The 24,559-nt window shown below is 30.6% G+C and carries 14 protein-coding genes and 1 tRNA gene; 8 read left to right on the top strand and 7 right to left on the bottom strand.

What is annotated here, in order from left to right:
- Window positions 1-92: 92 nt before the first annotated feature.
- The 3 genes from H0I28_RS15550 to H0I28_RS15540 form a co-directional block, all read right to left on the bottom strand.
- Window positions 93-5,603 (bottom strand): T9SS type A sorting domain-containing protein, encoded by a 5,511-nt coding sequence (locus tag H0I28_RS15550; RefSeq protein ID WP_218759675.1) that lies wholly within the window; start codon window positions 5,601-5,603, stop codon window positions 93-95.
- A 1,017-nt stretch (window positions 5,604-6,620) separates the two neighbouring features.
- Window positions 6,621-8,117: a helix-turn-helix domain-containing protein gene (locus tag H0I28_RS15545; protein WP_218759673.1), complete on the bottom strand. Its 1,497-nt coding sequence runs from the start codon at window positions 8,115-8,117 to the stop codon at window positions 6,621-6,623.
- A gap of 1,225 nt (window positions 8,118-9,342) precedes the next feature.
- Window positions 9,343-9,741 carry a VOC family protein gene (locus tag H0I28_RS15540; protein WP_218755057.1) on the bottom strand — a complete coding sequence of 133 codons (399 nt, stop codon included), beginning with the start codon at window positions 9,739-9,741 and terminating at the stop codon, window positions 9,343-9,345.
- 243 nt (window positions 9,742-9,984) lie between these two features.
- Between H0I28_RS15540 and H0I28_RS15535 the strand changes: the two genes are divergently transcribed.
- A complete protein-coding gene (locus tag H0I28_RS15535) occupies window positions 9,985-10,695 on the top strand; it encodes a carbohydrate-binding family 9-like protein (RefSeq protein ID WP_254712797.1) in 711 nt (236 codons plus the stop codon).
- Window positions 10,696-10,781: 86 nt separating this feature from the next.
- On the opposite strand, the gene H0I28_RS15530 is transcribed toward H0I28_RS15535, so the two are convergent.
- Window positions 10,782-10,853, bottom strand: a tRNA-Gln gene (locus H0I28_RS15530).
- Window positions 10,854-11,024: 171 nt separating this feature from the next.
- Here H0I28_RS15530 and H0I28_RS15525 point away from each other — a divergent pair.
- The 3 genes from H0I28_RS15525 (at window position 11,025) to H0I28_RS15515 (ending at window position 15,440) form a co-directional block, all read left to right on the top strand.
- Window positions 11,025-14,102: a DUF2723 domain-containing protein gene (locus H0I28_RS15525; protein WP_218759671.1), complete on the top strand. Its 3,078-nt coding sequence runs from the start codon at window positions 11,025-11,027 to the stop codon at window positions 14,100-14,102.
- A gap of 10 nt (window positions 14,103-14,112) precedes the next feature.
- Window positions 14,113-14,754 carry a polysaccharide deacetylase family protein gene (locus H0I28_RS15520; protein WP_218759669.1) on the top strand — a complete coding sequence of 214 codons (642 nt, stop codon included), beginning with the start codon at window positions 14,113-14,115 and terminating at the stop codon, window positions 14,752-14,754.
- Window positions 14,755-14,927: 173 nt separating this feature from the next.
- Window positions 14,928-15,440, top strand: a complete 513-nt coding sequence (locus H0I28_RS15515; protein WP_218755053.1) for a hypothetical protein — start codon at window positions 14,928-14,930, stop codon at window positions 15,438-15,440.
- 106 nt (window positions 15,441-15,546) lie between these two features.
- Here the strand turns inward: H0I28_RS15515 and H0I28_RS15510 are convergent, their stop codons facing one another.
- Complete coding sequence (locus H0I28_RS15510) at window positions 15,547-15,840, bottom strand: co-chaperone YbbN (protein ID WP_218732329.1); 294 nt, start codon at window positions 15,838-15,840, stop codon at window positions 15,547-15,549.
- Window positions 15,841-15,928: 88 nt separating this feature from the next.
- Window positions 15,929-17,152, bottom strand: coding sequence for a metallophosphoesterase (locus tag H0I28_RS15505; protein ID WP_218759667.1), 1,224 nt, complete (start codon window positions 17,150-17,152; stop codon window positions 15,929-15,931).
- A 148-nt stretch (window positions 17,153-17,300) separates the two neighbouring features.
- Here H0I28_RS15505 and polA point away from each other — a divergent pair, with 148 nt between their 5' ends.
- The 4 genes from polA to hemG all read left to right on the top strand — a co-directional run bounded on the left by polA (window position 17,301) and on the right by hemG (window position 22,179).
- On the top strand, window positions 17,301-20,162 hold the full coding sequence (gene polA / locus H0I28_RS15500; protein ID WP_218759665.1) for a DNA polymerase I: 2,862 nt from the start codon (window positions 17,301-17,303) through the stop codon (window positions 20,160-20,162).
- Window positions 20,163-20,172: 10 nt separating this feature from the next.
- The gene (locus H0I28_RS15495; protein WP_218759663.1) at window positions 20,173-20,979 is read left to right on the top strand and encodes an N-acetylmuramoyl-L-alanine amidase; all 807 of its coding nucleotides are present in this window, start codon (window positions 20,173-20,175) and stop codon (window positions 20,977-20,979) included.
- Between the two features lie 73 nt (window positions 20,980-21,052).
- Window positions 21,053-21,442 (top strand): hypothetical protein, encoded by a 390-nt coding sequence (locus H0I28_RS15490; protein WP_218732325.1) that lies wholly within the window; start codon window positions 21,053-21,055, stop codon window positions 21,440-21,442.
- A gap of 182 nt (window positions 21,443-21,624) precedes the next feature.
- On the top strand, window positions 21,625-22,179 hold the full coding sequence (gene hemG, locus H0I28_RS15485; protein WP_218759662.1) for a menaquinone-dependent protoporphyrinogen IX dehydrogenase: 555 nt from the start codon (window positions 21,625-21,627) through the stop codon (window positions 22,177-22,179).
- Between the two features lie 37 nt (window positions 22,180-22,216).
- On the opposite strand, the gene H0I28_RS15480 is transcribed toward hemG, so the two are convergent.
- The gene (locus H0I28_RS15480) at window positions 22,217-24,289 is read right to left on the bottom strand and encodes a hypothetical protein (RefSeq protein WP_218759661.1); all 2,073 of its coding nucleotides are present in this window, start codon (window positions 24,287-24,289) and stop codon (window positions 22,217-22,219) included.
- Between the last annotated feature and the right edge of the window lie 270 nt (window positions 24,290-24,559).

Here is a 24,559-nt window from a genome sequence, read left to right as displayed (position 1 = left end):
GAAACTTACTTAAACCCCCTCTAATTAATCTTTTCTATTGTAGCTTATTTCTATTGGTTTTTTGTGTTTTTAGAAAAATTATCTCTACTTTTTTATTCTACTACAACTTTCTTATTTATGATACCATTATCCGTATTTATTTTTACGATGTAAATACCTGTTGTAATCTGCTCTTCAATCTCTAATTGGTAAGACGTTTTCTGTTCATTAATATTCCAAAAGCTTACTTTTTTGCCTAGAATATCAAACAATTCTACTTTGTGAAGGTTTAATTCTAGATTTTTAGAAATTACAATACTATGGTTATTATTATCCGAATAAATATGAAGACCATTGGACCAAACATTTCCTTCTAAGCCAAGCACACCTCTTTCTCTAAAAGCAAGTACGAAACGATCTGAATAAATACCTTTTTCTATGGCTACAGTAACTTTTCCTTCTGTAATTTTATAAGAAGTATTGGTTAATTTATCTATTATATAAACATTTTTATTAATTGCATTCCATTCATCTATACCAAAAGTCACTTCTCCTTTTTTAGACATTAGCAATTCTAAAGGCACTTCTAAATCATCAGAAATACTTTGTACACCAGCAATTACGTATTTACTATCATCACCTGGAAACTTCCAATAAACATCCGTAGTTCCGATATCAAAAATTCCGGTATCATATCCTTTATCAAACTCAAATGAATTGTTATTTTTAAAAGAAATACCTAATTGTCTATGCAGTCCTAAATTATCATCATTAACATAATCCATTCCTAATTTAATAATAGGTAACGTATTTTGATAAGTTGTTGTTTTAGCACTAGATTCCTTGTTTTCACTTTTAAAGAAATGAGAATTTGTTCCTTCTTGTATATACTCTCTTTGGCTATTGTTAAATTTAATATTATCTACACCTGTAGAGGCCGCATCATCTCCTTCTATAAAGAATCCTTGGCCGATAGCAATAAAAGCTTTTGGCTCTGTATAAGAACCACTCCCTAAACTCGGAGCACCATCGTTAGGGTCATCAGCGTTTATAGATACATTATTAGCCGCAGTTCCCATAGATAGGTTTCTTACTCCATAACCTCCAATATAACCACCATAATAATGACCTCTAATATCGTTATCCCCTAAAACACTTTGTTCATGCTCCCAGAAATATAAACTACCAGTACTTATATCTAAATTATCTTCTATAAACTTTTTAGCACTTATAGCAGATGCATACGGATTTCCTAATAAATAAGACTCTCCTGTACCAATAGTCGTTTCTAACAAACCGTCTTTTGGAGTACCTACAAACGTATAATTTTGTCCATTTGTACTCTGATTTAAACTCCCTGGTCCTTTAAAGATAAATCCATCTGTTTGTTTGATATCTCCAGATTTATACATGTGGTTCCAATTAGATCTTCCATCTGAAGATGCTGTGTAATTATAAATCCAGTAATCTGCAATTTCTATAGGAGATTTTGTATAATCTCCGTCATAACCAGCTACAAAAGTAATGTCTGTAATCGCAGAAGTAGCACTTAATGGTGTTGTCCCGTCTTTTAAAACATCTTCTATAGAGTAGGTTGTAGCTCCGATAGTATTTACAGGAGAACTTAAATAGTTATATCTGTATCTACTTGGTATTTTAGAGTTTTGGTCTATCAACAATTTACCATCTCCTGTTACTTGAGAACCAGTTGTATGCGTTTGTATTAACTGAGCTAGGTTAGTATCATTAGAACTGATTAATCTAATTTGATCATTAGCCGTTGCTATTACTATGTTATTAGTAACAACTAATAAATTATCCGTAACACTCAGTATACTTCCGTTTTTTACCTCTAACTTTCTTGCACTTAATTTATTTAAGACATTATCATTGTGATTATAATCTTCTGAAACTTTTACATTTCTAGATCTATCAGGATATCCATTAGACCAAATACCACTAGTTCTATCTGTTAATTCAATACTATGTAAACCTAATCTAATATTTGCTTCTGCATTTGCATTTGCAATCTCAGAAATTAAAGGTACATGAGCATGACGTTCATTATTTGGGTCTGTATCGGCTAGATTAGAATAGGTTTCAATTGCATCATCTATAAAAACTACCCATTCATCTGCTTCATAGTCTTTATTAGGTATTAAGATTTCATCTATTCTTACAAAAGAGGTATTATCTGCAAAAGACGCTATAGCATCATATCTATTAGAGTAAGAAGTAGCATCGTTGGTCCCTGACAAGGTAATTACATCATCACCACCTGCAATTGCTATCAAAAGATCATCGACAATAACCGTTGCATTAGCACTTATATTTGTAATAACATCAGTACTATTTTTAATTAACACAGATTTACCTGGCTCTAAAATACTAGAAATAGTCAACGTTGATGTAGGAATACCACTTGGAACTTCAGTAGCTAATAAATCTGCATATAACTGTATCTGAATACTATTGGCTGAAATACTATGGGTTTTACTAACATTAGTAATCTCTAACCACCTTTCTGAACCCTTTTGATAGATTTGAGTTATCATAGGAGTTCCGTCTACGGTACTATCTCTATAGTCTAAATCTCCAAAGGTATTGTAATCATTATCATTGTCTCCATAAGCTAATAAATCATTCACAATTGTAATGGTGGTAGTCGTATTTACACCATCATTTACAATAGCTCCTATATTCTCTTCAAAGTTATCGTCTAACCCATCTCCATCGGCATCATTTCCTGAAAGTGCGTTATCCGTATCTCCATTTTCTGAAATATCTGGTATTCCATCATCATCAGAATCAGAATCTAAATAATCTGGTATTGTATCTAAATCTGTATCTACAGTGGTAATTCCTATATTTGTTAAGTCTTCATAATTATCATCTAAACCATTATTGTTTGTATCTGCCATTGCTGCACTAAATCCACTTGGCGTAATATAACCCAAGGTAGTTTGTGCTTCTATATTATCAGGTATTCCATCATTATCAGCATCTAGGTCTAAATAATCTGGTATTTCATCTAAATCATTGTCTGGTGTCGCATATACAAAAGCTTCATCAAAAACGGTAAAGTTATCCATATACATAACAAATGAATAGGTACCCGCCGGAAGGGATACAGCGTTTTTATTTAACACCCAAGCATCACTACTTGTATAGGTTATTACGCCTGTTGTTGTTAGTTGAGTACCAGCTGCACCTGCTGCTCCAGAAAATAGATTAATAACTCCAATTGAGGCAACATTATTTATTACAGAAAAATACCCTCCAAATTGAACTAAGGAAGCTTCTGTTAAAGTAAAAGTTTGATAGATATTTGCATCTGCTCCATAAATATCAAACATATTACCCGCTCCACCTCTAGCATCAAAAGGAGGTACCGGTACAGTTGTAGAGGTACCATTTACTTTAATTACATTAGTTCTACCCGGACCCGATGATAATACCCAAGGAGATATTGACACATCCAGATTACTCCCTTCATTTGGCGCTACAAAACCATCAAAACCACCTTCGATTAATTGATTTGTTGTTTTAACACCTTCTACCGTATCTAAAATTCCATCATTATCATCATCGATATCAATTTCATCAGAAATACCATCTCCATCTGCATCATTAATAGCCAACTTCATGTTATTAGTGTAATCACACTCTACAATACCCGTAGACGGAAAATCTACTAAATTAAAAGGTGTTGGTATAGAAGCGTCATCATTAATAATAACATACAGTGAGTTAACTGGTTTTGTAGGAACTGTAATAGTTATGGTTTTAGAATCTCCAATAAAAATAGTCTCTGCTGTATTTGTAGTTGCTATTACTGAAGAAGCTATGCTTGTAGGATCTCCATCATACACTTGTATTGGTGTGCCTACAGGCAAATTTGCGCTTCCAGAAACACTGACATCTATTACTAACTCCCCTGTTATTAAACTATAAATTGCAGTATCTACTTGTGCATCCGTTGCCGCAACAGTGCCAGGTTCTAATATTAAATTATTAGGATTAAACTGAACGTTAAATTGATTTAAAGCTCTTGAGGTAGTAGAGTTTGTAGGAATAAAGTTTGAAATATTTGTTTCTTCTACTGGAACCGTTAAATCATCTTTAATATTTACCACACGATATCCACGTTGATTCCACATATTTCTGGCGGGTTGCCAAACTGTTCCTACACCTGCTTTAAAAATATTAACACGACCTGTCCCATTACTCGCATTAACATTTCCAGTGAAAGTAATCATTTCTGCTTGACCATCATTATCTACATCTGCCACTACAGGATGCTCCATCCATGTTAATGTACCTGAAGTAAAGGCGGCTAAAGTTGTAGGACTTGTAGTATTTCCATCAATAATACGAATTTGAGTTTGATCATTATAAATAAGTTCTTGCACTCCATCTCCATTAAAATCAAAGGAAGTAATCCCTGTTTCTCCAGAACTATCTGTTGTAGCTAAATTCCAAACTTGAAAATTTGTTCTTTGAACATTATAAGCCATGATTCTATTATTTTGACCTATTAAAATCTCGGGGTAATCTTCTGATTGTCCATCATTTGAAATATCATCATAAATATTAGTAATAGTAGGCATACTTCTATACTCCGAACCTGAAGTTGACCATACAATCATTAATGTTTTATCTTCATTAGGATCCCAAACGGTAAAGAAAGTACCGGTGTCAAAAGCAATATCTAAATCACCATCAAGATCTACATCCGCTACAGCTGTTGGCCCATCTGACCATGCTCCAAAACCAGCATTAATATTGTATAAATTTTTTAATACGGTAAAGGTCCCTGCTGTTAAATCTACTCCATAAACAATAGAACCAGCAACTATTTCTTTACCTGGATTAGAAGGTAATATATCTACAACTACTACGTCTGCCCCCCAATAACCAGAAGGCACAGCACCATCACGACCACGAGGGTAACCTGCCGGCATATAAATAACCCTATTTAAAGTGTTGTTTATTAAATCAAATTTAAAGACACTGGTACCTACAATAATTTCTGGCACACCATCTTCATCTATATCTGCTATTCTTGGAGATCCATAATTGATATACGTATTAAGGTCTGATTTGTATTTATAGGTAGTAGCACTACCCCCTGTATTGGCAAATACATAAACATAACCGTCTACACCTACCGTTATAACTTCTGGCACACCATCTTTATCTATATCTGCAATAGCTGGTTGAACTACAGAACCGTCTACTGGTGCATGTATGGAAATTGTAAAATTAACACCTGCATCAACAACAGCCCCATTATCTACATGATAGGTCATATACCCTTTAGAACTATCACCTAAAGGGGCAATAATTTCTGAAACACCATCTCCATCTAGATCACCTATAGTAGGTGACATGGAAGGGTCTAATGTATTTGCAGGCCCTTGCATAGCTACCCGTATTGAAAAATCTGGTGCTGCAGCTAAAGCAGTACACGCCGGCACCGTAGCCAAATAACAATCTGAATCATGTTCATCTACATAACCATCATTATCATCATCAATACCATTATTACAAATTTCTTGAGAAAAGTTTGATTGAATAAAAACCCCCCCCAATAATATAAACACTAACCATTTCTTCTTCATAAAATTAACATTTTTTTTTAATTACTTAGCCTGTGAATGATTTGAATTCATTACTCTTTTTAAAGAATTAAAAGCATAACTAAAAGTTCCCCCAAAACAGTTTACTGAAATTTCAAAAATCTCTAATAACTATTTTTATTGGACGAAAATACATCACACAACACTTATTTTAAACTTATCCAGTAGCCATTTACCGCAAAACAGCTAACATTACATAACGAAAAGCCAAAAACACTGACAATAATTTAAAAAAAACACCTTACTAATATATATATATGTGCATATATATATTAGTAAGATGTTTTAGTATTACAGAAAAAGAATTACTTTTAGACTCTCAAACACAAAAAAAACAAGAAAACAACCTGCTACAGACTAACTTTAACTAAGTAATAATATTATTAGGTAGAATATTTAAGGTTTTTATAGAGATTAAAAAAGAAAGATTGTTTTATTATAATAATTATCTAAATATTGAATTTTAAAAGTATTTTTTTAACATCATTTACTGCTCTATAATTACTTTATTTTTAAAATAATTCTAACTATATAATCAAATACTTTTCTTGCTATTCACTATCTAAAGTATTTTGCTGAACAATTAAGTTTCAAAGAAAATTTTAATTTTAACACTATATTCTCATAATTCACCATAAAACCCTCCTGTTTTAATTCGCCTTGTTATCTAAAAATACAAAGTGAATAATTTATTATTACAGAAAAGATAAAGTTTCTTAAAAAAATAAATACTTAATTTTACGAAATTAAGATATAAATCTCAATATTTTTCTTTTCTAAGATACTTTTGAATGAGCAAAATCATTCAATAAAGAAAAACACTAAATTATACCTGTAGTAAAGTAACATGCATTAACTAAGCAATTTTGTAACATCATTTATTTACCACAAATAGAACTTTTTTATATCTTCTAATTTTTCGAGAAAAACATTTTACTAAATAACATTAGTATTAACTAAAATTAATAATTTATTAAGATAATATGTTTTATGAAAAATTTAAGCGTAATTATCACACTTAATTTTACGTATAAAATCAGAAGGAGTATAGCCTGTTACATTTTTAAAACTAGCTGAAAATTTACTATGCGAAGAAAATCCACACTCATCAGCCAAATAACTTATTTTGTATGTTAAATATTTATTATCAGTTTTTAACTTATCTAAAATATAACGAATTCTTAATTCATTAATGTAATCGTTATAATCTGTATCTCTATTCTTTTTTAGAAATTGCCTAAAATACCTTGTATTTGTATTTAGTTGACCTATTAGTGTAGGTAAAGAAATATCTTTATCTAGAAAGTTATTCGACGCCTCAAATTCCTTCAACCTCTCAAGTAATTCTATCTCCGTTTTTTGTGAAATTACAAAATCTCTAACTTTATTATCATCAGTAATTAAAATAGAATTATCATTAGTAATTCCAAACATAGCCATTATTTTACCAAAGAAAACAAAAAATAATATTAAAAACACAATAATAACAATTATAATATAATATAAATTATTATTAGTACTAATACCAACTTGAAGCGCATTATATGCACTATTAATCATTTGTTTTTTATGATTACTATTTTTACTTAAAATTCCATGGTACTTATTACTAAAGACAATAAAACTATCTAAAACGTTAACTTTGGCATAATACTTAGAAACACTACCATAAACCTTTTCTTTCAGGTTTTCATTATCACTTTTTTCCGAAATACCCAAAGCTCTATTTAAATAAATTATTGCACTGTCACATTTCTTTTTATGTAAAAAAGAATCTCCTAAACCTTGATAAATTAAAGCAGCATGTAATGAATTTCCCGATCCAGATTTATTAATAAGTATATTTGCCCTAGAGAAATGGGTTATTGCCAAATTCTTTTTACCCAAACACAGAAAAGAACGACCAATTAATTCTTCTACATTAGCTTTAACAAAGTTTTTAAAACTAGGGTCTTCTTCTTTTTCATATGAAATCATGGCCAATTGCAAATAATCAATAGCCTTGTAATAATCTTTTTCTTCAAAAGCATATTCGGCCAACTCATGATTAATCATAGCCTTATATTTTAATACTTTTCTTTTATCGTTAATTTGATTACTAACCTCTACCCCTTCATTCAAAAAACTTCTACCCTTGTCAATAAAACCAATAGACCTGTACTGGCTTGATAAAAAACCATAAATCCTAGATTGCCAAATATAATCCCTTTCTTTTTTAGATATTTCTAAAGCATCTAAAGCCTTTAATATAGATTCTCCTTTTTTTTCTTGTTTATCTAAAACATCAGCTATAAGCATCAATATTTTTATTCTTTGCTTGTCATTAGATGAGTAAACCAACAACGAATCTGCTAAATATTTTGCTTTAATTGGATTTTCAGATGAAACATTAACAGCAATGCCGTAATAAATAGAATCAAATTTTTGAGACTGACTATTAGTATTGGTTTGAGAGAAAACAAAAAATGGAATCAATAGTAAAAGTAAAAATCTCATCAATAATATATATTTTATAATTTGGTACATTAAAAAAAAATCAAAAAAGACTAATAAAATAAATATATTATATATTTATTTCAACACACAAAGAAACATAAAAATAATCCACAAACCCAAATCAATTCCTCAAAAAATAAAGCTATCATTAGCAATAATACAGTACTACAAAAATATAAACTTGTACCACTCAGAAAATATCATAATTTTATCTTAAACTTTTTTTTTAAAATTAGGAATACAAATATTCTAACTATTTTTAATGTGAAAAATTAGATTTTAAATCAACTCATAATTTAGGAAAAACATTTTTTTCATTTTATTAAAGTAGAATACCACATACACCTCTAAACATAAAAATGAAATTATAAAGATTCTGATAGAGTCGAATTACTTTTTAGAAATAGACACAAAAGGTAGAATTAAGAATCCTATAGCTCGCCCAAATAAAAAATTAGATTTTAATTGGAATTGGCCAACGCAAGAAATAGCAGTTAAATCATCATTAAACAAAAATAACTTTATTGTAGAAATCGAAATTTCAATTCAATCTTTAAAAAATTTAAACTTGTTAAAAAACGATATTATAGAAACAGGAATTTACAGAGCACAGTACAACCAACAAAAAGACGATACATTTAAACCTACTTGGATTACTTGGATAAAAACCAAAACAATATAAAAACCTTTGGAGTAATATAAAGAATAAGAACCTTGCTCTTTAAAACCTTACTATTAGAGACAGTTCAATTGATATTCTAAAATTATTATTACCAATAACTCTTTTCACTTATTTTAAACTAACTAAACAGAACCTCAAATAAAATAAGCTTCACTTCAATCTCACTGAATTAAATATGATTTCAAAAGAATTTAAAACTTTTAAACTAAGTTCTAAGTTTTGTTTCATGAAACTAAGCTTCAAAACCTCCCAATCTAAGGTGATTTTTTCTACACATTACCTAGATGTCTTTGATTCGAAAAAAGTAGCTATAAATTGTGATTTTGTTGCTTTAAAAAAAAAAATCAGCTAACAAAACACTACCAGTACATCTATTGTTGTTAACTTTTATGGTGTTACCCCTACACTTACTAAGATAATCATCATTAAAGACACTAAAACAGATAAGGTTATAAAAAATACTAAACAAAACATCTTAAAACAAAGGGTAAAAACAAAAAAAGGATAACATTAATTTGCTATCCTTTTTTATTTTTAAATTTCTTATTTCTTGGAATTTACCATCCAATTTATACCAAATTCATCTGTACACCTTCCATAAAAACCCCATTCCTTTTCTCCGAATCCGGTATGCGTAATTCCATTTTTAGATAAATCATTAAAAACGGACTCCGCTTCATGTTTGTCATTAAAATCAACACTCATATGAACCTGATTCCCTGAATTTATTGGTGTATCTGGAGCAGCATCATAAGCCATAAAACCCACACCCTTACCTTTTAACTCTGCATGCTGTAACTTTTTTCTATACGAAGAAGGAACATCTATTTTTTTATCTTCGTAAGTTGTCTTGTTTTCTATTTTTGCGTTAAATAATTCTCCATAAAAATTTAATGCTTCTTGACAATTTCCATTAAATGCTAAATATGATTGTACTTTCATTTTTTTATATTTTTAAAGATTAATATTCTATTTCAATACAAAAATAAATTTTATGTAGAATCCCTTTTAACTGAGATGATATTTATATTAACGCTATCTGTTTAATAAACTTGAAACTAAAAGACTAAAAAAAGAGACACATACATCAAAAGAACAACAACATCTAATACTTCGTCTACTCACAAAATATAAAAGAAATTTAAATAGTAAATTTGGATATAATACATCATCTTTTGACAAACCGTGATTACATCTGCTAGAAAAGGTAATGTTCCCGTATTGGAAGAAAATAAATTTGATAACATAAAATTACAAATGAATAGCTACAACGTAAAATTAATAAAAGATACAGAAATAAATATTTCAGCAGATGGCAATAATCCGATCTGGAAAAAAGCAGATTCTTTAACCAATTTTACATCTCCTTGGAATGACAAACCTGTAAAGAAAATAGAATTGAGAGCCCTTCATACTTCAGAAAAAATATTCTTCCAATTTAAAGTAGAAGATCATCAGACACACATACATCCTTCTGATGATAAAAATAAAAGTATAAATGATTCTGATAGAGTAGAATTATTTTTTAGAAGTGATACTTCTTTAGACCCATATTACTGTTTAGAAATAGACACTACAGGTAGAATTATGGATTTTAAAGCTCGTCCAAATAGAGAATTCGATTTTAATTGGAATTGGCCCACACAAGAAATAGCAGTTAAGACGTCAGTAAACAAAAATAACTTTATTGTAGAAATTGAAATTTCACTTCAATCTTTAAAAGATCTAAACTTGTTAAAAAATGGTGCTATAGAAACAGGAATTTATAGAGCAAAATACAACCAACAAGAAGACAATACATTTAAACCTACTTGGATTACTTGGATAAACCCAAACACAGAAACTCCTGATTTTCATACACCAACCTCATTTGGCGTATTATTGCTTGATAAGTAATCTTACAAAACCGACACAATTACCAACACAAAAAAAAAGCTAAAAATAAAAAACCCTTTTAATCAAATAATTAAAAGGGTTTGCAGTTGGCCTACAAGGACTCGAACCTTGAATGTCGGTACCAAAAACCGGTGTGTTACCAATTACACCATAGGCCAATACTGTAATGCGGGTGCAAATTTAAACCTTTATTTAGAATCTGCAAACATTTTTTTATTTTTTTTTACATTTAACAAACATTTAAGATGAAATTATCAGTTATAATACCAATCCCAAACTAATTTAATTCATATTTATTAGTAAATTCGCCACACATTATTAAAACGACTATGACATCAGCAAACTTTAAAAAATGGGACATCATCTTAGGATGGGCAACATTTGTAATTGCTTTAATTACATACTACCTTACACTAGAACCAACTGTGAGTGCTTGGGATTGTGGAGAGTACATTTCTACATCCGTTAAATTAGAAGTTGGACATCCACCGGGAGCGCCTTTATTTCAAATGTTAGGTGCATTTTTTGCAATGTTTACTACAGATATTACACATATTGCTAAAATGGTAAACTTTATGTCTGCATTAGCAAGTGCATTCACCATTTTGTTTATGTTTTGGACTATATCTAATTTAGCTCTAAAACTTGCTTTAAAAAATGGTGAAGGTTCAGAAGGTAAATACATAGCAATTTTAGGAAGTTCTGTAGTAGGAGCTTTAGCATACACTTTTTCAGATAGTTTTTGGTTTAGTGCCGTAGAAGGAGAAGTATACGCAATGTCATCTTTTTTAATGGCTTTATTATTCTGGTTAGGTTTAAAGTGGGAAAGCGAACTACACACAGCTAGAGGAAACAAATGGTTAATTTTAATCAGTTTTGTGGTAGGATTATCATTTGGAGTACATATTCTTTCTTTGTTGGTTATTCCGGCTATTGTAATGTTATATTTCTTTAAGATGTACAAAAACATCAACATAAAAACAACTGCTATTGCAACCGTAATTTCTGTTTTAGCGTTAATGTTTGTCTTTAAATTCTTATTTCCGTTTACATTAAAATTCTTTAGTGCTTCAGAGTTATTTTTCATCAATTCTATAGGAATGCCTTATAATTCTGGAAGTATTATTGCTGCAATTATTTTAATTGTGTTATTTTACTTAGGATTAAACTACACTCGTAAGAAAAATAAAATTCACACAAACACCTTAATTCTTTCTGTATTATTTATTATGATTGGGTTCTCTTCTTGGATGATGTTACCAATTAGAGCAAACGCAAACACCACAATTAACGAAAATAATCCTTCTAGTGCACGTGAATTATTAGCGTATTATGATCGTGAACAATATGGTGATGCTAATGTTTTTTATGACACGTATTACTCAAATTCTTACGACAGAGAGCAAGACGCCAAGAATCCTTACAAAGATGATAAGCCAAAATATGAAAAATTAAATGGTAAATACGAGATTGTAAATAACTACGAAGGAGTTGTACCAAACTGGTCTGACAAGCACAAAGGTTTTATACCAAGAATGGTAAACCCTGCTTCAGAAAAAATGTACAAATCTATTGCTGGCATTCCGCAAAACAGTAAACGTAGACCTACTTTTGCAGAGAATGTAAAGTTTATGATGAGCTATCAGTTTGGCTACATGTACGGACGTTATTTTATGTGGAATTTTGTTGGAAGGCAAAATGATATACAAGGAAACTTAGATATTTTTAACGGAAATTGGATTAGTGGAATTAATGCATTAGACGAAATGAGATTAGGTTCACAAAAGGATCTACCTTCTCAAACCTTAGAAAACAAAGGAAGAAACAAATACTACTTTTTACCGTTAATTTTAGGTATTATTGGTTTATTATATCAAATTAAATGGGATAAGGAAAATTTCTTTACGCTCTTCTTATTCTTTGCGTTTACAGGATTTGCTATTATATTTTACACAAACCCTAAACCATTTGAACCTAGAGAAAGAGACTATGCCGTTGTAGGAAGTTTCTACATTTTTGCCATTTGGATTGGCTTTGGTGTACTTGCACTCTATGAATACTTAAAGAATTTTGGTAATAAAAAAACAATTGCCATTGCAGTTTCTTTGGTTTCTCTATTAGCAGTACCAACTTTAATGGCTTCTCAAAACTGGGATGATCATGATCGTTCTAACAGATACACAACACACTTAAACGCGAAGGCATATTTACAAAGTTGTGACGAAAACGCTATTATGTTTACCATTGGAGACAATGATACATTTCCACTTTGGTACATGCAAGAGGTAGAAGACTTTAGAACAGATGTAAAACTTGTAAACACTTCACTTTTTGCTACAGATTGGTACATAGACCAAATGAAAAGAGCTACCTATAAGGCTGCTCCTATTCCGTCTCAATTAGAACACGATCAATACAAATACGGAACTTTAGATGTTGCTTATTCTATGGATCACCCGCGTTTTAAAGACTCTGTGATGACTATTAAAAACTTTATGCGTTGGATTGCTTCAGATAGTGATGCAACTTATGTAGAAACAGAAAATGGGCAGAAAGAAAAGTTTTATCCGACTAATAAAATTAGACTTCCTGTTAATAAAGAAGCGGTCTTAAAAAGCGGAATTGTAGCACAAAAAGATGCTGATAAAATTTTACCATACATAGACATTACTATTGATGATAGAGCTTTGTTTAAGAACAGAATTTTAATGTTAGATATTCTTGCCAATAACAATTGGGAAAGACCAATTTACTTTACAGGTGGCGCAAATGCTGCAGAAGAGTACCTTTGGCTAAAAGATTACCTACAGTTAGATGGTTTGGCTTACAAGTTAGTACCTATTAAAACCCCTATGGCTAACAAGAGCTTGTTTGATATGGGTAGAATAGACACCGAAAAAATGTACACCAATGTTCAGAAATGGGATTGGAGAAATATTAACGATGGTAAAATTTATTTAGACGAACAAACCAAAAGAAATTCAATTTCTATGCGTAATAGCTTATTGCGTTTATCTGAAGCTTTCGCAAAAGAAGGAGACACAGCAAAAGCTTTAGAAATTTTAGATTTATCATTAGATAAAATGCCTATTAAAGACTTTGATCATTATAGTTTATCTATGGGATACCCAGAAGCTTATTACAATCTAAAAGACAGTAAAAAAGCTAGAGAAACTGCTAGAACATTGATTGATTTATTTAAAGAAAAATTAATTTGGTTAAGTACTTTCTCTATGGAAGATACTGAATTAATTTTTGATGACATTGATACTACGTTGTACATGTACAGAAACATTATTACACAAGTAGAACAAGGCGAAGTAGATAAAGAATATTTAGATGACTTACAAAACGAATTTATAAGCATTGTAAAACTATTTGATCATCTAATGCCAGATGAAGAATAACACCTTTTAAATGAAAAGTTATTTCCCCAGAACGCCACGTTTTATGATGAGATTTTTCTCTACATATACGTGGCGTTTTCTTTCTGATAAAAAAGAGATTTTTCTCACTTTTGATGATGGACCTACGGCAGAAATCACCGAGTTTGTTTTAACTGAATTAAGAAAACACCAAGCAAAAGCCACCTTTTTTTGCATTGGAAAAAACATACAAAATCACCCAGAAATATTCAGTAAACTTATTTCTGATGGTCATAGCATTGGCAACCATACCCAAAACCATTTAAAGGGCTGGAAAAGCGAAACCAACACCTATGTAAAAAATGCTTTAGAGTGCGAGCAAACAATTAAACAATTTAACACTTCAACAATTACACAGAAACTCTTTAGGCCTCCTTACGGAAAAATAAAAAAGAACCAAGCAAAACAACTAATTAAAAAAGGGTACAAAATTATTATGTGGAGTGTTTTATCTGCAGATTTTGACACCAAAATTTCTAATGAAAAGTGTTTAGAAAACGTTTTAAAAAATACTGAACCAGGAAGCATTATTGTTTTTCATGATAGCGTAAAAGCTGCTGAAAGAATGAAATATGCGCTACCTAAAGTATTAAAACATTTTTCTGATAAAGGATTTGTATTTAAGTCAATATAAAAGTTACGGAGTATCATTTCTAAATATTTTTTTGCACGTTGACAAACCTTATAACACCCTTCTTTTGTATTTCACACACGCCTCATCTGGTATAAGTTTTATAAAAAATAGTCTTATAATTAAAAAAGGCATAACTTTTGTAATTCAAAAAAGTGATTCTAAAAGCAAACATCATGAAAAATGCATTCTATATAATAATTTTATTGATGATTGTTAGTTGTGGTCATAAAACAAACAAAAAAAATCACTCTATAATTGGAATGGAATCTGCTTCTCGAAACTTTAAAGACATATCTCTACTTAAAGCGTATGTAAAAGTTACTGATACCACTATTTATGAAAATAAAAGAGAAGACAAATATGGAATTCTACATCTAAAAAACGAATTGACACATTTAGTGATTTTTAAAGGCATTACTACCGACTCCGTTAAAAACGTTTCTTATAAAATTTTAGATACTTTAAGTATTTCTAATTTAAAAAATGCTGAATCTATAACCATAGGTTACTGCAATCTAAATACGGATAACAGTACAAATATTATTGCAATCGTTGATAAAACAGATCGTTTAAAAATTAAGAATATTAAAAAAGTTTGGATAGCAAATACAACTTCTCAAAAAATAGAAATTGAAACAGATTTTAGCAGAATTAATTGCTTCAATGAGTTTTTTACAGAGCAATAGATATTTAAATTCTACAACCAAGTTTTAGCCCTGATTGAAACGGCATCCTTTTTGTTTTTTTTTAAACAAAAAGATATAGTGGAAAGCAGGAAATAGCTTCTAAAAATTAAAGATACTTAAGCACCAAACCAATTAAAGTATTTGCATCTTGAGCACCTGTTTGGCGCCATTTCATTTCGCCATTTTTATAAATCATAAAAGTAGGATTTCCTTTAACTAACAACGCTTCTGCAAGCGCTTCATTTTTAGCGATGTCAATCTTAATTACTTTAGCTTTATCACCTAAAACGGCAGCAACATCTCTTAAAGTATGTACGGTATTATCTACCTCGCTCCAATCTTTATAAAAGTCAATTAGAACAGGCTTTTCAGCACTTATTAAATCACCAAATTTTGCCATAATATAGATTTTTTAAGGGGGAAAAAACGTATAAATAATCACTTGTAACTTAACAAATATATAGAAAAGTAATTAAATGGTCTGAGGATCAGCCTTTTTTCAATTCTATCACTGTAATTTCTGGCCAAATACCTACTCTACCCGGAAATGCATGGTAACCAAAACCTCGGTTTACGTTGATAAACCTACCTGCTTCTTCATACAAACCTGCCCATTGTTTGTAAACATATTTTGAAGGACTCCATTTTAACCAACCCGGAATTTCGATACCCATTTGCAAACCATGTGTATGCCCACTTAACGTAAGTTGATAGTTAAAAGGATCTTGTTTTACTTTGATTTCCCAATGGCTTGGATCGTGACTCATTAATATTTTAAAATCTTCTTGTTTTATGTTTGCCGATGCCCTTGCAAGGTCTCCCGCTTGGTTGAATCCTTTTCCCCAATTTTCTACGCCTAATAACGCAATTTTTTGTCCGTCTTTTTCTAAATAACGGTGCTCGTCTAGTAATAAATCGAACCCTATTTTCTGGTGAATATCTTTTACTTTTTGAAAATTATCTATTTTGTCTTGCGGATTATCCCAATCCATATAATCGCCATAATCATGATTACCAAGAATGGAATATTTACCGTCTTTTGCTTCTAACTTATCAAAAACATCCATCCAATTATCCATTTCATCTGCTTTGTTATTCACAATGTCTCCTGTAAATAACATTATGTCCGATTTTTGCTGATTTATCAAATCTACACCATATTTAATTTTTTCTTTGTTGGTAAAACTCCCAGAATGAATGTCTGAGATTTGCGTAATGGTATAACCATCAAAAGCATCTGGTAAATCTTTAAAGCTTAGTTGGTATTTTAAAACTTTGTAATTGTATTTCCCTTGAATAATTCCGTAAATAAAAGCTGCAAAAGGAATTGCTGCCAAACCTAAAGCAATCTGCGAAATAAACTTTCTTCTACCTACAAGCTGTTTTGTTTCTCCGCTTGAAATTGCAGAAAATAATTTTAAAACCCAACGATATGCATCTTCTCCAAAAAGCAAGATGATAATAACCAATTTAGGAATAGAAATTGTTAGCAACAAACCTACGGCCATTTGAAACTGTGGCGTTTGTCCTACACTTCTAGAGTATGTTAAGAAAGTGATGAAAAAATTAATGTATACCGCGATACTTATCAATAGAAAAGAATAACGAACTATTTTACTTTTAGAGACTGTTTTAAACGCTTGAAACGTATAAATTTCTACAAGCGTGATAACAATAGTTAATATGATTAAAGGAAAAACCCAACGTGGCATAAATAAATTTTAAAATGTTGGCAAAGGTAAGTTTTTAAGTTTCGATTGGATTTTAACGTCTTGTTAAAGTTTTGTACCTTTCTCGCATCTCAAAAAACACTATTTTTGAGGTCAAATTTTCATCAACTTAAACCACAAAACAAATATAATGTCAGATCAAAAAAGAGTTTTTTTAGTGGATGCTTTTGCATTAATTTTTAGAGGATATTATGCTTTTATAAAAAACCCAAGAATTAACAGCAAAGGTTTAGACACATCTGCAATTATGGGTTTTATGAACTCGCTTTTAGACGTTATAAAACGTGAAAGACCAGATCATTTAGCGGTTTGTTTTGATAAAGGCGGAAGTGTAGACAGAGTAGAAATGTTTGAAGCTTATAAAGCCAACAGAGATGAAACTCCGGAAGCGATTAAATTAGCCGTTCCTTACATACAAGAAATCTTAAAAGCCATGCACATTCCTATTATGGTAAAAGAAGGTTTTGAGGCTGATGATGTTATTGGAACCCTTTCTAAACAAGCAGAAAAAGAAGGTTATAAAACCTATATGGTAACGCCAGATAAGGATTTTGCTCAGTTAGTTTCTGAGAATATTTTTATGTACAAACCTCGTTTTGGTGGTGGTTACGATATTTGGGGCGTGGATGAAGTGAAAGAAAAATTTGGTGTAGAAAATCCAGATCAAGTAATCGATTTCTTAGGAATGATGGGAGATTCTGCAGATAATATCCCAGGTTTACCTGGTGTTGGAGAAAAAACAGCTAAAAAGTTTTTGGCTGCTTACGGTTCTATGGAAAATCTTTTAGCAAATACGCACGAGCTAAAAGGAAAAATGAAAGAAAAAATAGAAGCAAACGGAGAATTAGGCTTGCTTTCTAAACAATTGGCAACAATAATGTTGGATGTTCCGGTAACTTTTGATGCCAAAGATTTTGAATTAGATCAGCCAGATAAAGACAAGGTAACAGAACTGTTTAACGAGCTAGAATTTAGAAATCTATTAACCAATTTCTTACGAACTTTTGCTGTTGAAAATGCTGAAAAAGCAAATTCTGCCGAAAATTCTATAGATGTCCCTTCGAGCGCAGTTGAGAAGTCATCAACTAAAAAAGCAGCTCCAGTTCCTGAAGGTCAGTTTGATTTATTTGCAGCACCAGGAAGCGGAAGTGTTTCTGAAGAAGAAATTGCATCTGGTTTTAAATCGATAAAAGATACGAGTCATTTTTACCAACATATAGATTCGCCTTTTGCTAGAAAATTATTACTTAAAAAATTAATGGAACAAACTTCGGTTTGTTTTGATACAGAAACTACGGGTTTAAGAGCTTTGGAAGTGGAACTAATAGGAATTGCTTTTTCTTACGAAGTTGGTAAAGGATATTATGTTTCTTTCCCTGAAGACCAAGAAAAAACAAAAGCAATTTTAGAGGAATTTCGTCCATTTTTCACATCCGATGGAATCGAAAAAATAGGTCATAATTTAAAGTATGATATAAAAGTGTTATCGAATTATGAAATGCCTGTAAAAGGGAAATTATTTGATACGATGATTGCGCATTATTTAATCAATCCAGATATGCGCCACAATATGGATATGTTGGCAGAGACATATTTGAATTATCAGCCGGTTTCTATTGTAGATTTGATTGGTAAAAAAGGGAAAAATCAGCTTTCTATGCGTGTTGTGCCGGTTGCAGATCAAACAGAATATGCGGTGGAAGATGCAGACATCACGTTTCAATTAAAACAACTTTTTACCGGTGAATTAGAAAGCGGAAATGTTAGCACTCTTTTTAATACTATTGAATTGCCTTTAGTTTCGGTTTTAACAGCCATGGAAATTGAAGGAATTAACATCGATATTGATTTCTTAAAAGAATTATCTGTTGCCTTAACGGATGACATCAACAGACTTGAAAAAAATATTTACGAACAAGCAGGTGAAGAATTTAATATTGCTTCACCAAAACAATTAGGAATTGTGTTGTTCGAGAAAATGGAATTGGTTAAAAAACCTAAAAAGACAAAAACAGGTCAGTATAAAACAGGCGAAGATATTTTATCATTCTTAGCAAAAGACCATAAAATTATTAGAGATATTCAAGAATATCGTCAGTATAAAAAATTACAAAGTACCTATGTAGATGCCTTGCCAAATGAAGTGAATCCGAAAACAGGAAGAATTCATACAGAGTACATGCAAGCGGTTGCTGCTACAGGAAGATTGAGTTCTAACAACCCAAATTTACAGAACATTCCTATTAGAACCGAAAGAGGAAAAGAAGTTAGAAAATCGTTTATTCCAAGAGATGAAAACTATGTATTATTAGCGGCGGATTATTCTCAAATAGAATTAAGAATTATTGCGGCTTTAAGTGAAGAAGAAAATATGATGGAAGCTTTTAAAAATGGTGAAGATATTCATGCTTCTACCGCTGCAAAAGTTTTTAACGTTCCGTTAGATGAAGTTACAAGAGAACAAAGAAGTAACGCTAAAACAGTCAATTTCGGAATTGTCTATGGAGTTTCTGCTTTCGGATTAAGCAATCAAACTGATTTATCCAGAAGTGAAGCAAAAGAATTGATTGACACGTATTATGAAACGTATCCGAAGTTAAAAGCATACATGTCTGCACAAGTAGATTTTGCTAGAGAACATGGTTATGTAGAAACCATATTAAACCGACGTAGGTACTTAAAAGACATCAATTCTAGGAATGCCATGGTTAGATCTGGTGCAGAAAGAAATGCTGTAAATGCTCCTATACAAGGTTCTGCTGCAGACATTATAAAACTAGCCATGATTAACATTCATAATCGATTTGAAAAAGAAGGTTTTAAATCTAGAATGCTTTTACAAGTACATGATGAATTGGTTTTTGACGCGCATAAAGACGAGTTAGAAATTATTAGACCTATTATAAAGTACGAAATGGAAAACGCTTTTAAAATGAGTGTTCCTTTAGATGTTGAAATGGGAATTGGAGAAAACTGGTTACAGGCACATTAAAAATTAAACAATGAAATATTTAAGACTTTTAATCATCATTACGGTATTTGCTTCGTGTTCTAAAAACATCTATCAAATATCTAAGAACACGTATCATAAAAAAGCAAAAAAACTCGGTAAATCTCTAGTTAAAATTGAGTCAGACACCATAGGAAACAGAACGAGTAAGGTTATAGAATCTCAGAATTTTAATTTAAGAAAACCTAATTTAGTTGTTATACATCACACTGCTCAAGATAGTTGTATGCAAACCTATAAAACCTTTGCTTTAGAGCGTACACAAGTAAGCTCTCACTACGTAATTTGCGATGATGGAACCATTACACAAATGCTAAACGACTTGGTTAGAGGTTGGCATGCAGGCAATGGAAGTTGGGGTAAAAACACCGACATAAACAGCTCTTCTATTGGTATTGAACTAGATAATAATGGTACAGAACCTTTTTCTTATGCTCAAATTAATAGTTTAACTTTCTTATTAGAAAAGCTGACGAAAAAATATAAAATACCTGCGCAAAATATTATTGGTCATTCGGATATTGCTCCTGGAAGAAAAACAGATCCGAGTGCATTATTTCCTTGGAAATCATTAGCTGAAAGTGGTTTTGGAATTTGGTATACTGAAGAGGATTTAAAGACCGTAACACTTCCGGTAGACTTTAATATTACTTTTGCTTTAAAATATATTGGCTACAATACAGACAATATTAAAAATGCTATTTATTCTTTTAAACTTCATTTTAACCCAAAGGAGTTATCTCATGAATTAACAGAAAAAGATAAAAAGATATTATTTTTAGTGATGAAGGAAATTTAAAATACTTTCAGCAATTATTCATTACACCTCACTTTCTACTATAACCTGTAGAAAAACTTATTAAAAACGATAAATGGAATTAGATTATATTGAAAACATAGACGGACATGATCAGAACATTGTTCGTTTATACAATTTTGACAAAGCAGAAGCAATTCTATTTAGAGACCTAATTGTAGATACCATTATTGATAAAAAACAAAAGTTAGATTTAGCTACCTTAGATTTTATAACGCCACGAAATTGCAATTTAATTTTCGGTTTATTTAAAACTGATGAAGGAATCTTAACCAAAGATAACGAAACTTTTTTCTGTATTTTAACCCTAGAAGGGTTTAGAAATATGGCAAGACTTTTGGAACCTTTTTGCAAAAAAGAGTCTAAAGGATATGAATATTTATATGAAATTGACAACCCTACCGATTTATTATTTTGCCCCACAGCTACTTTTGATGAGGAGTAAATTATTCAATAAAAATCAATAGACACGAAAAACCGCCCCCTTTAAAAACATACAATATTCCTCCTTTTTAAATAACAAAAAACTCCACTGAATTTCGTAAATTAGTAGTCTGTAAAATAGGAACATTTTACAGTAATAAAGTAATAAAGTAATAATTCAAGACAAAGTGACAAAAGAATGTTATGAAAAGAAAAATCGGAATTATTTACTCTTCTATAGACGGACAAACTAAAAAAATTTGTGAAGAACTAAATGCTCATTTCAAGAAAGAGCAAATAAAATCAGCACTATTTTCAATTGAGAATTTTAATGATAATTTATCGGAATTTGACACACTAATAATTGGAGCAAGTATTAGATATGGAAAACACAATAAACAAGTTTATGATTTTATCTTAAAAAACAAAGAGTACCTTAAAGAAATAAAAACAGCCTTTTTCTCAGTTAATTTGGTAGCAAGAAAAGAAAATAAAAACAGCCCTTCTACAAATCCATATCTAATTAAATTTATAAAAGATATAAACTGGACTCCTGATTTATTAGAAGTGTTTGCTGGTAAATTAGATTATAAATCATACTCTTTATTAGATAGAATTATGATTAAACTAATTATGAGATTAACTGATGGCCCTACAAAATCTAAAGAACCTATAGAGTTCACTGACTGGAAAAAAGTCAACGATTTTGGTATTAAAATAAGTCAAAATTATAAAGAGACGAAACACATCACCTTGTAAATTTAACAACAAGGTAATGCTCCAATCAATTAAAAAATTATTTCAATAATTCTGGCGTATTAAGAATCAATTCTATTTTCTTGATAATTACAGTAATTTGACTCAATTGTGCTTCAATATTTCTAAAATATAGACTGATATCTCTATTTACCCAACTTTCAGAAATTACTCTGGCCCCTAAACTAATTCTTAAGACAGCACTTTGTATATCGTCTTCAAACTTTACGTTTACTGCTTGCCCAATATGACATTTTTGTGCTGCAAGTCTTATAATTTCTAAAGAAGCTCCTTCAAATTTATTGGAAAGATCAGAATTTAAAAGCGCATAAAGTTTTTTCACTTTATCAACAGACAATGCTTCTTTATTTTTAAGGATGAAAAAAGGAAAAATAGTTCGAATATTTCTAATTCCAAATTCTTCGTCATTATTTGTATTTAAATTAGACTCATAACCATAAACAGGTTCTAAAAAAGTAGCTTCTTTTATAGAGTCTTCTACAAAATTACAAAACATTTCTATTCCCATATTTCTATATAAAATAGGTGTTTTATAATATCGTTCCATCTCTACAATTGCAGCATTCCAACGCATATAAGAACCATAATTAAATCCGTCTGATAATTCTTTAGAACAAAACCAATTAACTGGCCAATCAGAATGATTAAAATATTGCGTTAATCCTTTTGGCAACTTCTTTTTGGCATCATTAATTTGCAGACTTACACATTCCGGAAAAATTAATGCTCCAGAATACGGAGGTCCTGTAAAATATTTACTCCCGGTAATACTAACAATATATCCCTTGTTTAAATAGTTCTGAATATCTGTAGGATCTAATCTTAACTGTGCTGCATCAATAATTACTTGCAATGACAAATCTTTAAGAGCATCTATTTCTCGCATCATTTTTACACTAGGTGACTGATAACCTAATTTAGAATGATCCATCACGTGTAATACAACTTGTCTTCCTAATTTATGAGTTTCAGTAATTGCTGTAAAAACTTCAGAATCTAATTTTTCTGTTGATTTTAATGCTCCTTTTTCATCTCTAAACGGAATTTTAATAAGATCTACGTCTCTAAAACCTTCCATTTTATCGCCTTTATTCACTGGAAAATTTAAAGCTGTATTATTTTCGAAATGACATCCTTTTAATGCCGCAGGAACTCCACTACCCGTTTCATCGGAAGCAACTAAAATATGTGTAATTTCTTTGTCCGTAACAATTTGACTAATAGCTGCTATTTGAAGTGATGAATCTGTACCTGAAGGAGAAAAAATTATTTCGCAAGCATCATTTAAAGTGAAAATTTTTCTCAAATTACTTTTTAATAATTCAGAAAATTCTATGGCACTCTCTTTAAATCCATTTTTTAAGCTATTCTTAATTAAAATACTTCTAGCTTTATCTGTTTTATCAAAAGAAAAATTAGAAACACTGGTTGCTGTAGAAGAGGCAAACGTAAAAGCTTCTGGTCTTGGAAAAGGCCTGCAACCATATTTATTTAATAAAGCTATTTCATCAATATTTAATCTATGGTCACCTCCATCCATTAATAAATACTCTGTTGGTTTTGCAAGGTTATCAATAATAGGTTTCCAAGATTTTTCAAATACTTTACTCCCTGTATTTAATCCATGAAACGCTTCTAATTCTTCATGCTCTAATAAAGATTCAGCACTTAGACTGTCTTCATTTTTAATCAAATTAATTAAAAAATAATCAACATTTTCTAACTTTTCTTTATCCTCTTTAGGTAGCAACTTGTAAAAAATTCTAGTTACTTCTAAGGCAGCAATATTACATAAAGAAGTATCTTTCTTTTCACTTTCTAAGGCTTTATACCAAAGTTGCCATTCTATTCCGTATCGTAAATAAACCAATGCCAAAACTGGGTTTCTTAAATATAAAGCACCAATTATTATCGATTCATTCGGAACAATTTTAAAAACTTTTGGGACCGTATTAGAAGTAATAATATTAATGTTATTTATTTTTGGGACCGTATTAAATCTCTTTAAAACATGAACTAGATAATTAATATTTTCTTTTTCAAATAAAGAAGTTCTTTTATATTGATCTTCTATCGCTATATTATTTGTCATAAGTGCTTTATTTTAAACGTTTATTACAACGTCGCTTTCTCTAATGAGAATATTTTACAGATTATTTAACCTGTAAATATTTAGTGTTTTTTCAGTTGCAAAACTCTGAAAAAAAAGGGTTAATTAATGAATTACTTTGTTAATTTTTTATTTATATAAACTGTAATACCACAGAACTGTTTCAGTTTTTAACTCTGCATTATTAAATCAATCACAAAAAGAGACTGTGTAGGTTTCTAACCAGAAATAAGTAGCTTTTAAAATCAATCA

This window comes from Polaribacter sp. AHE13PA (assembly GCF_019278505.1).
GTDB lineage: Bacteria > Bacteroidota > Bacteroidia > Flavobacteriales > Flavobacteriaceae > Polaribacter.
This window is presented reverse-complemented; position numbering and strand designations above follow the sequence as displayed.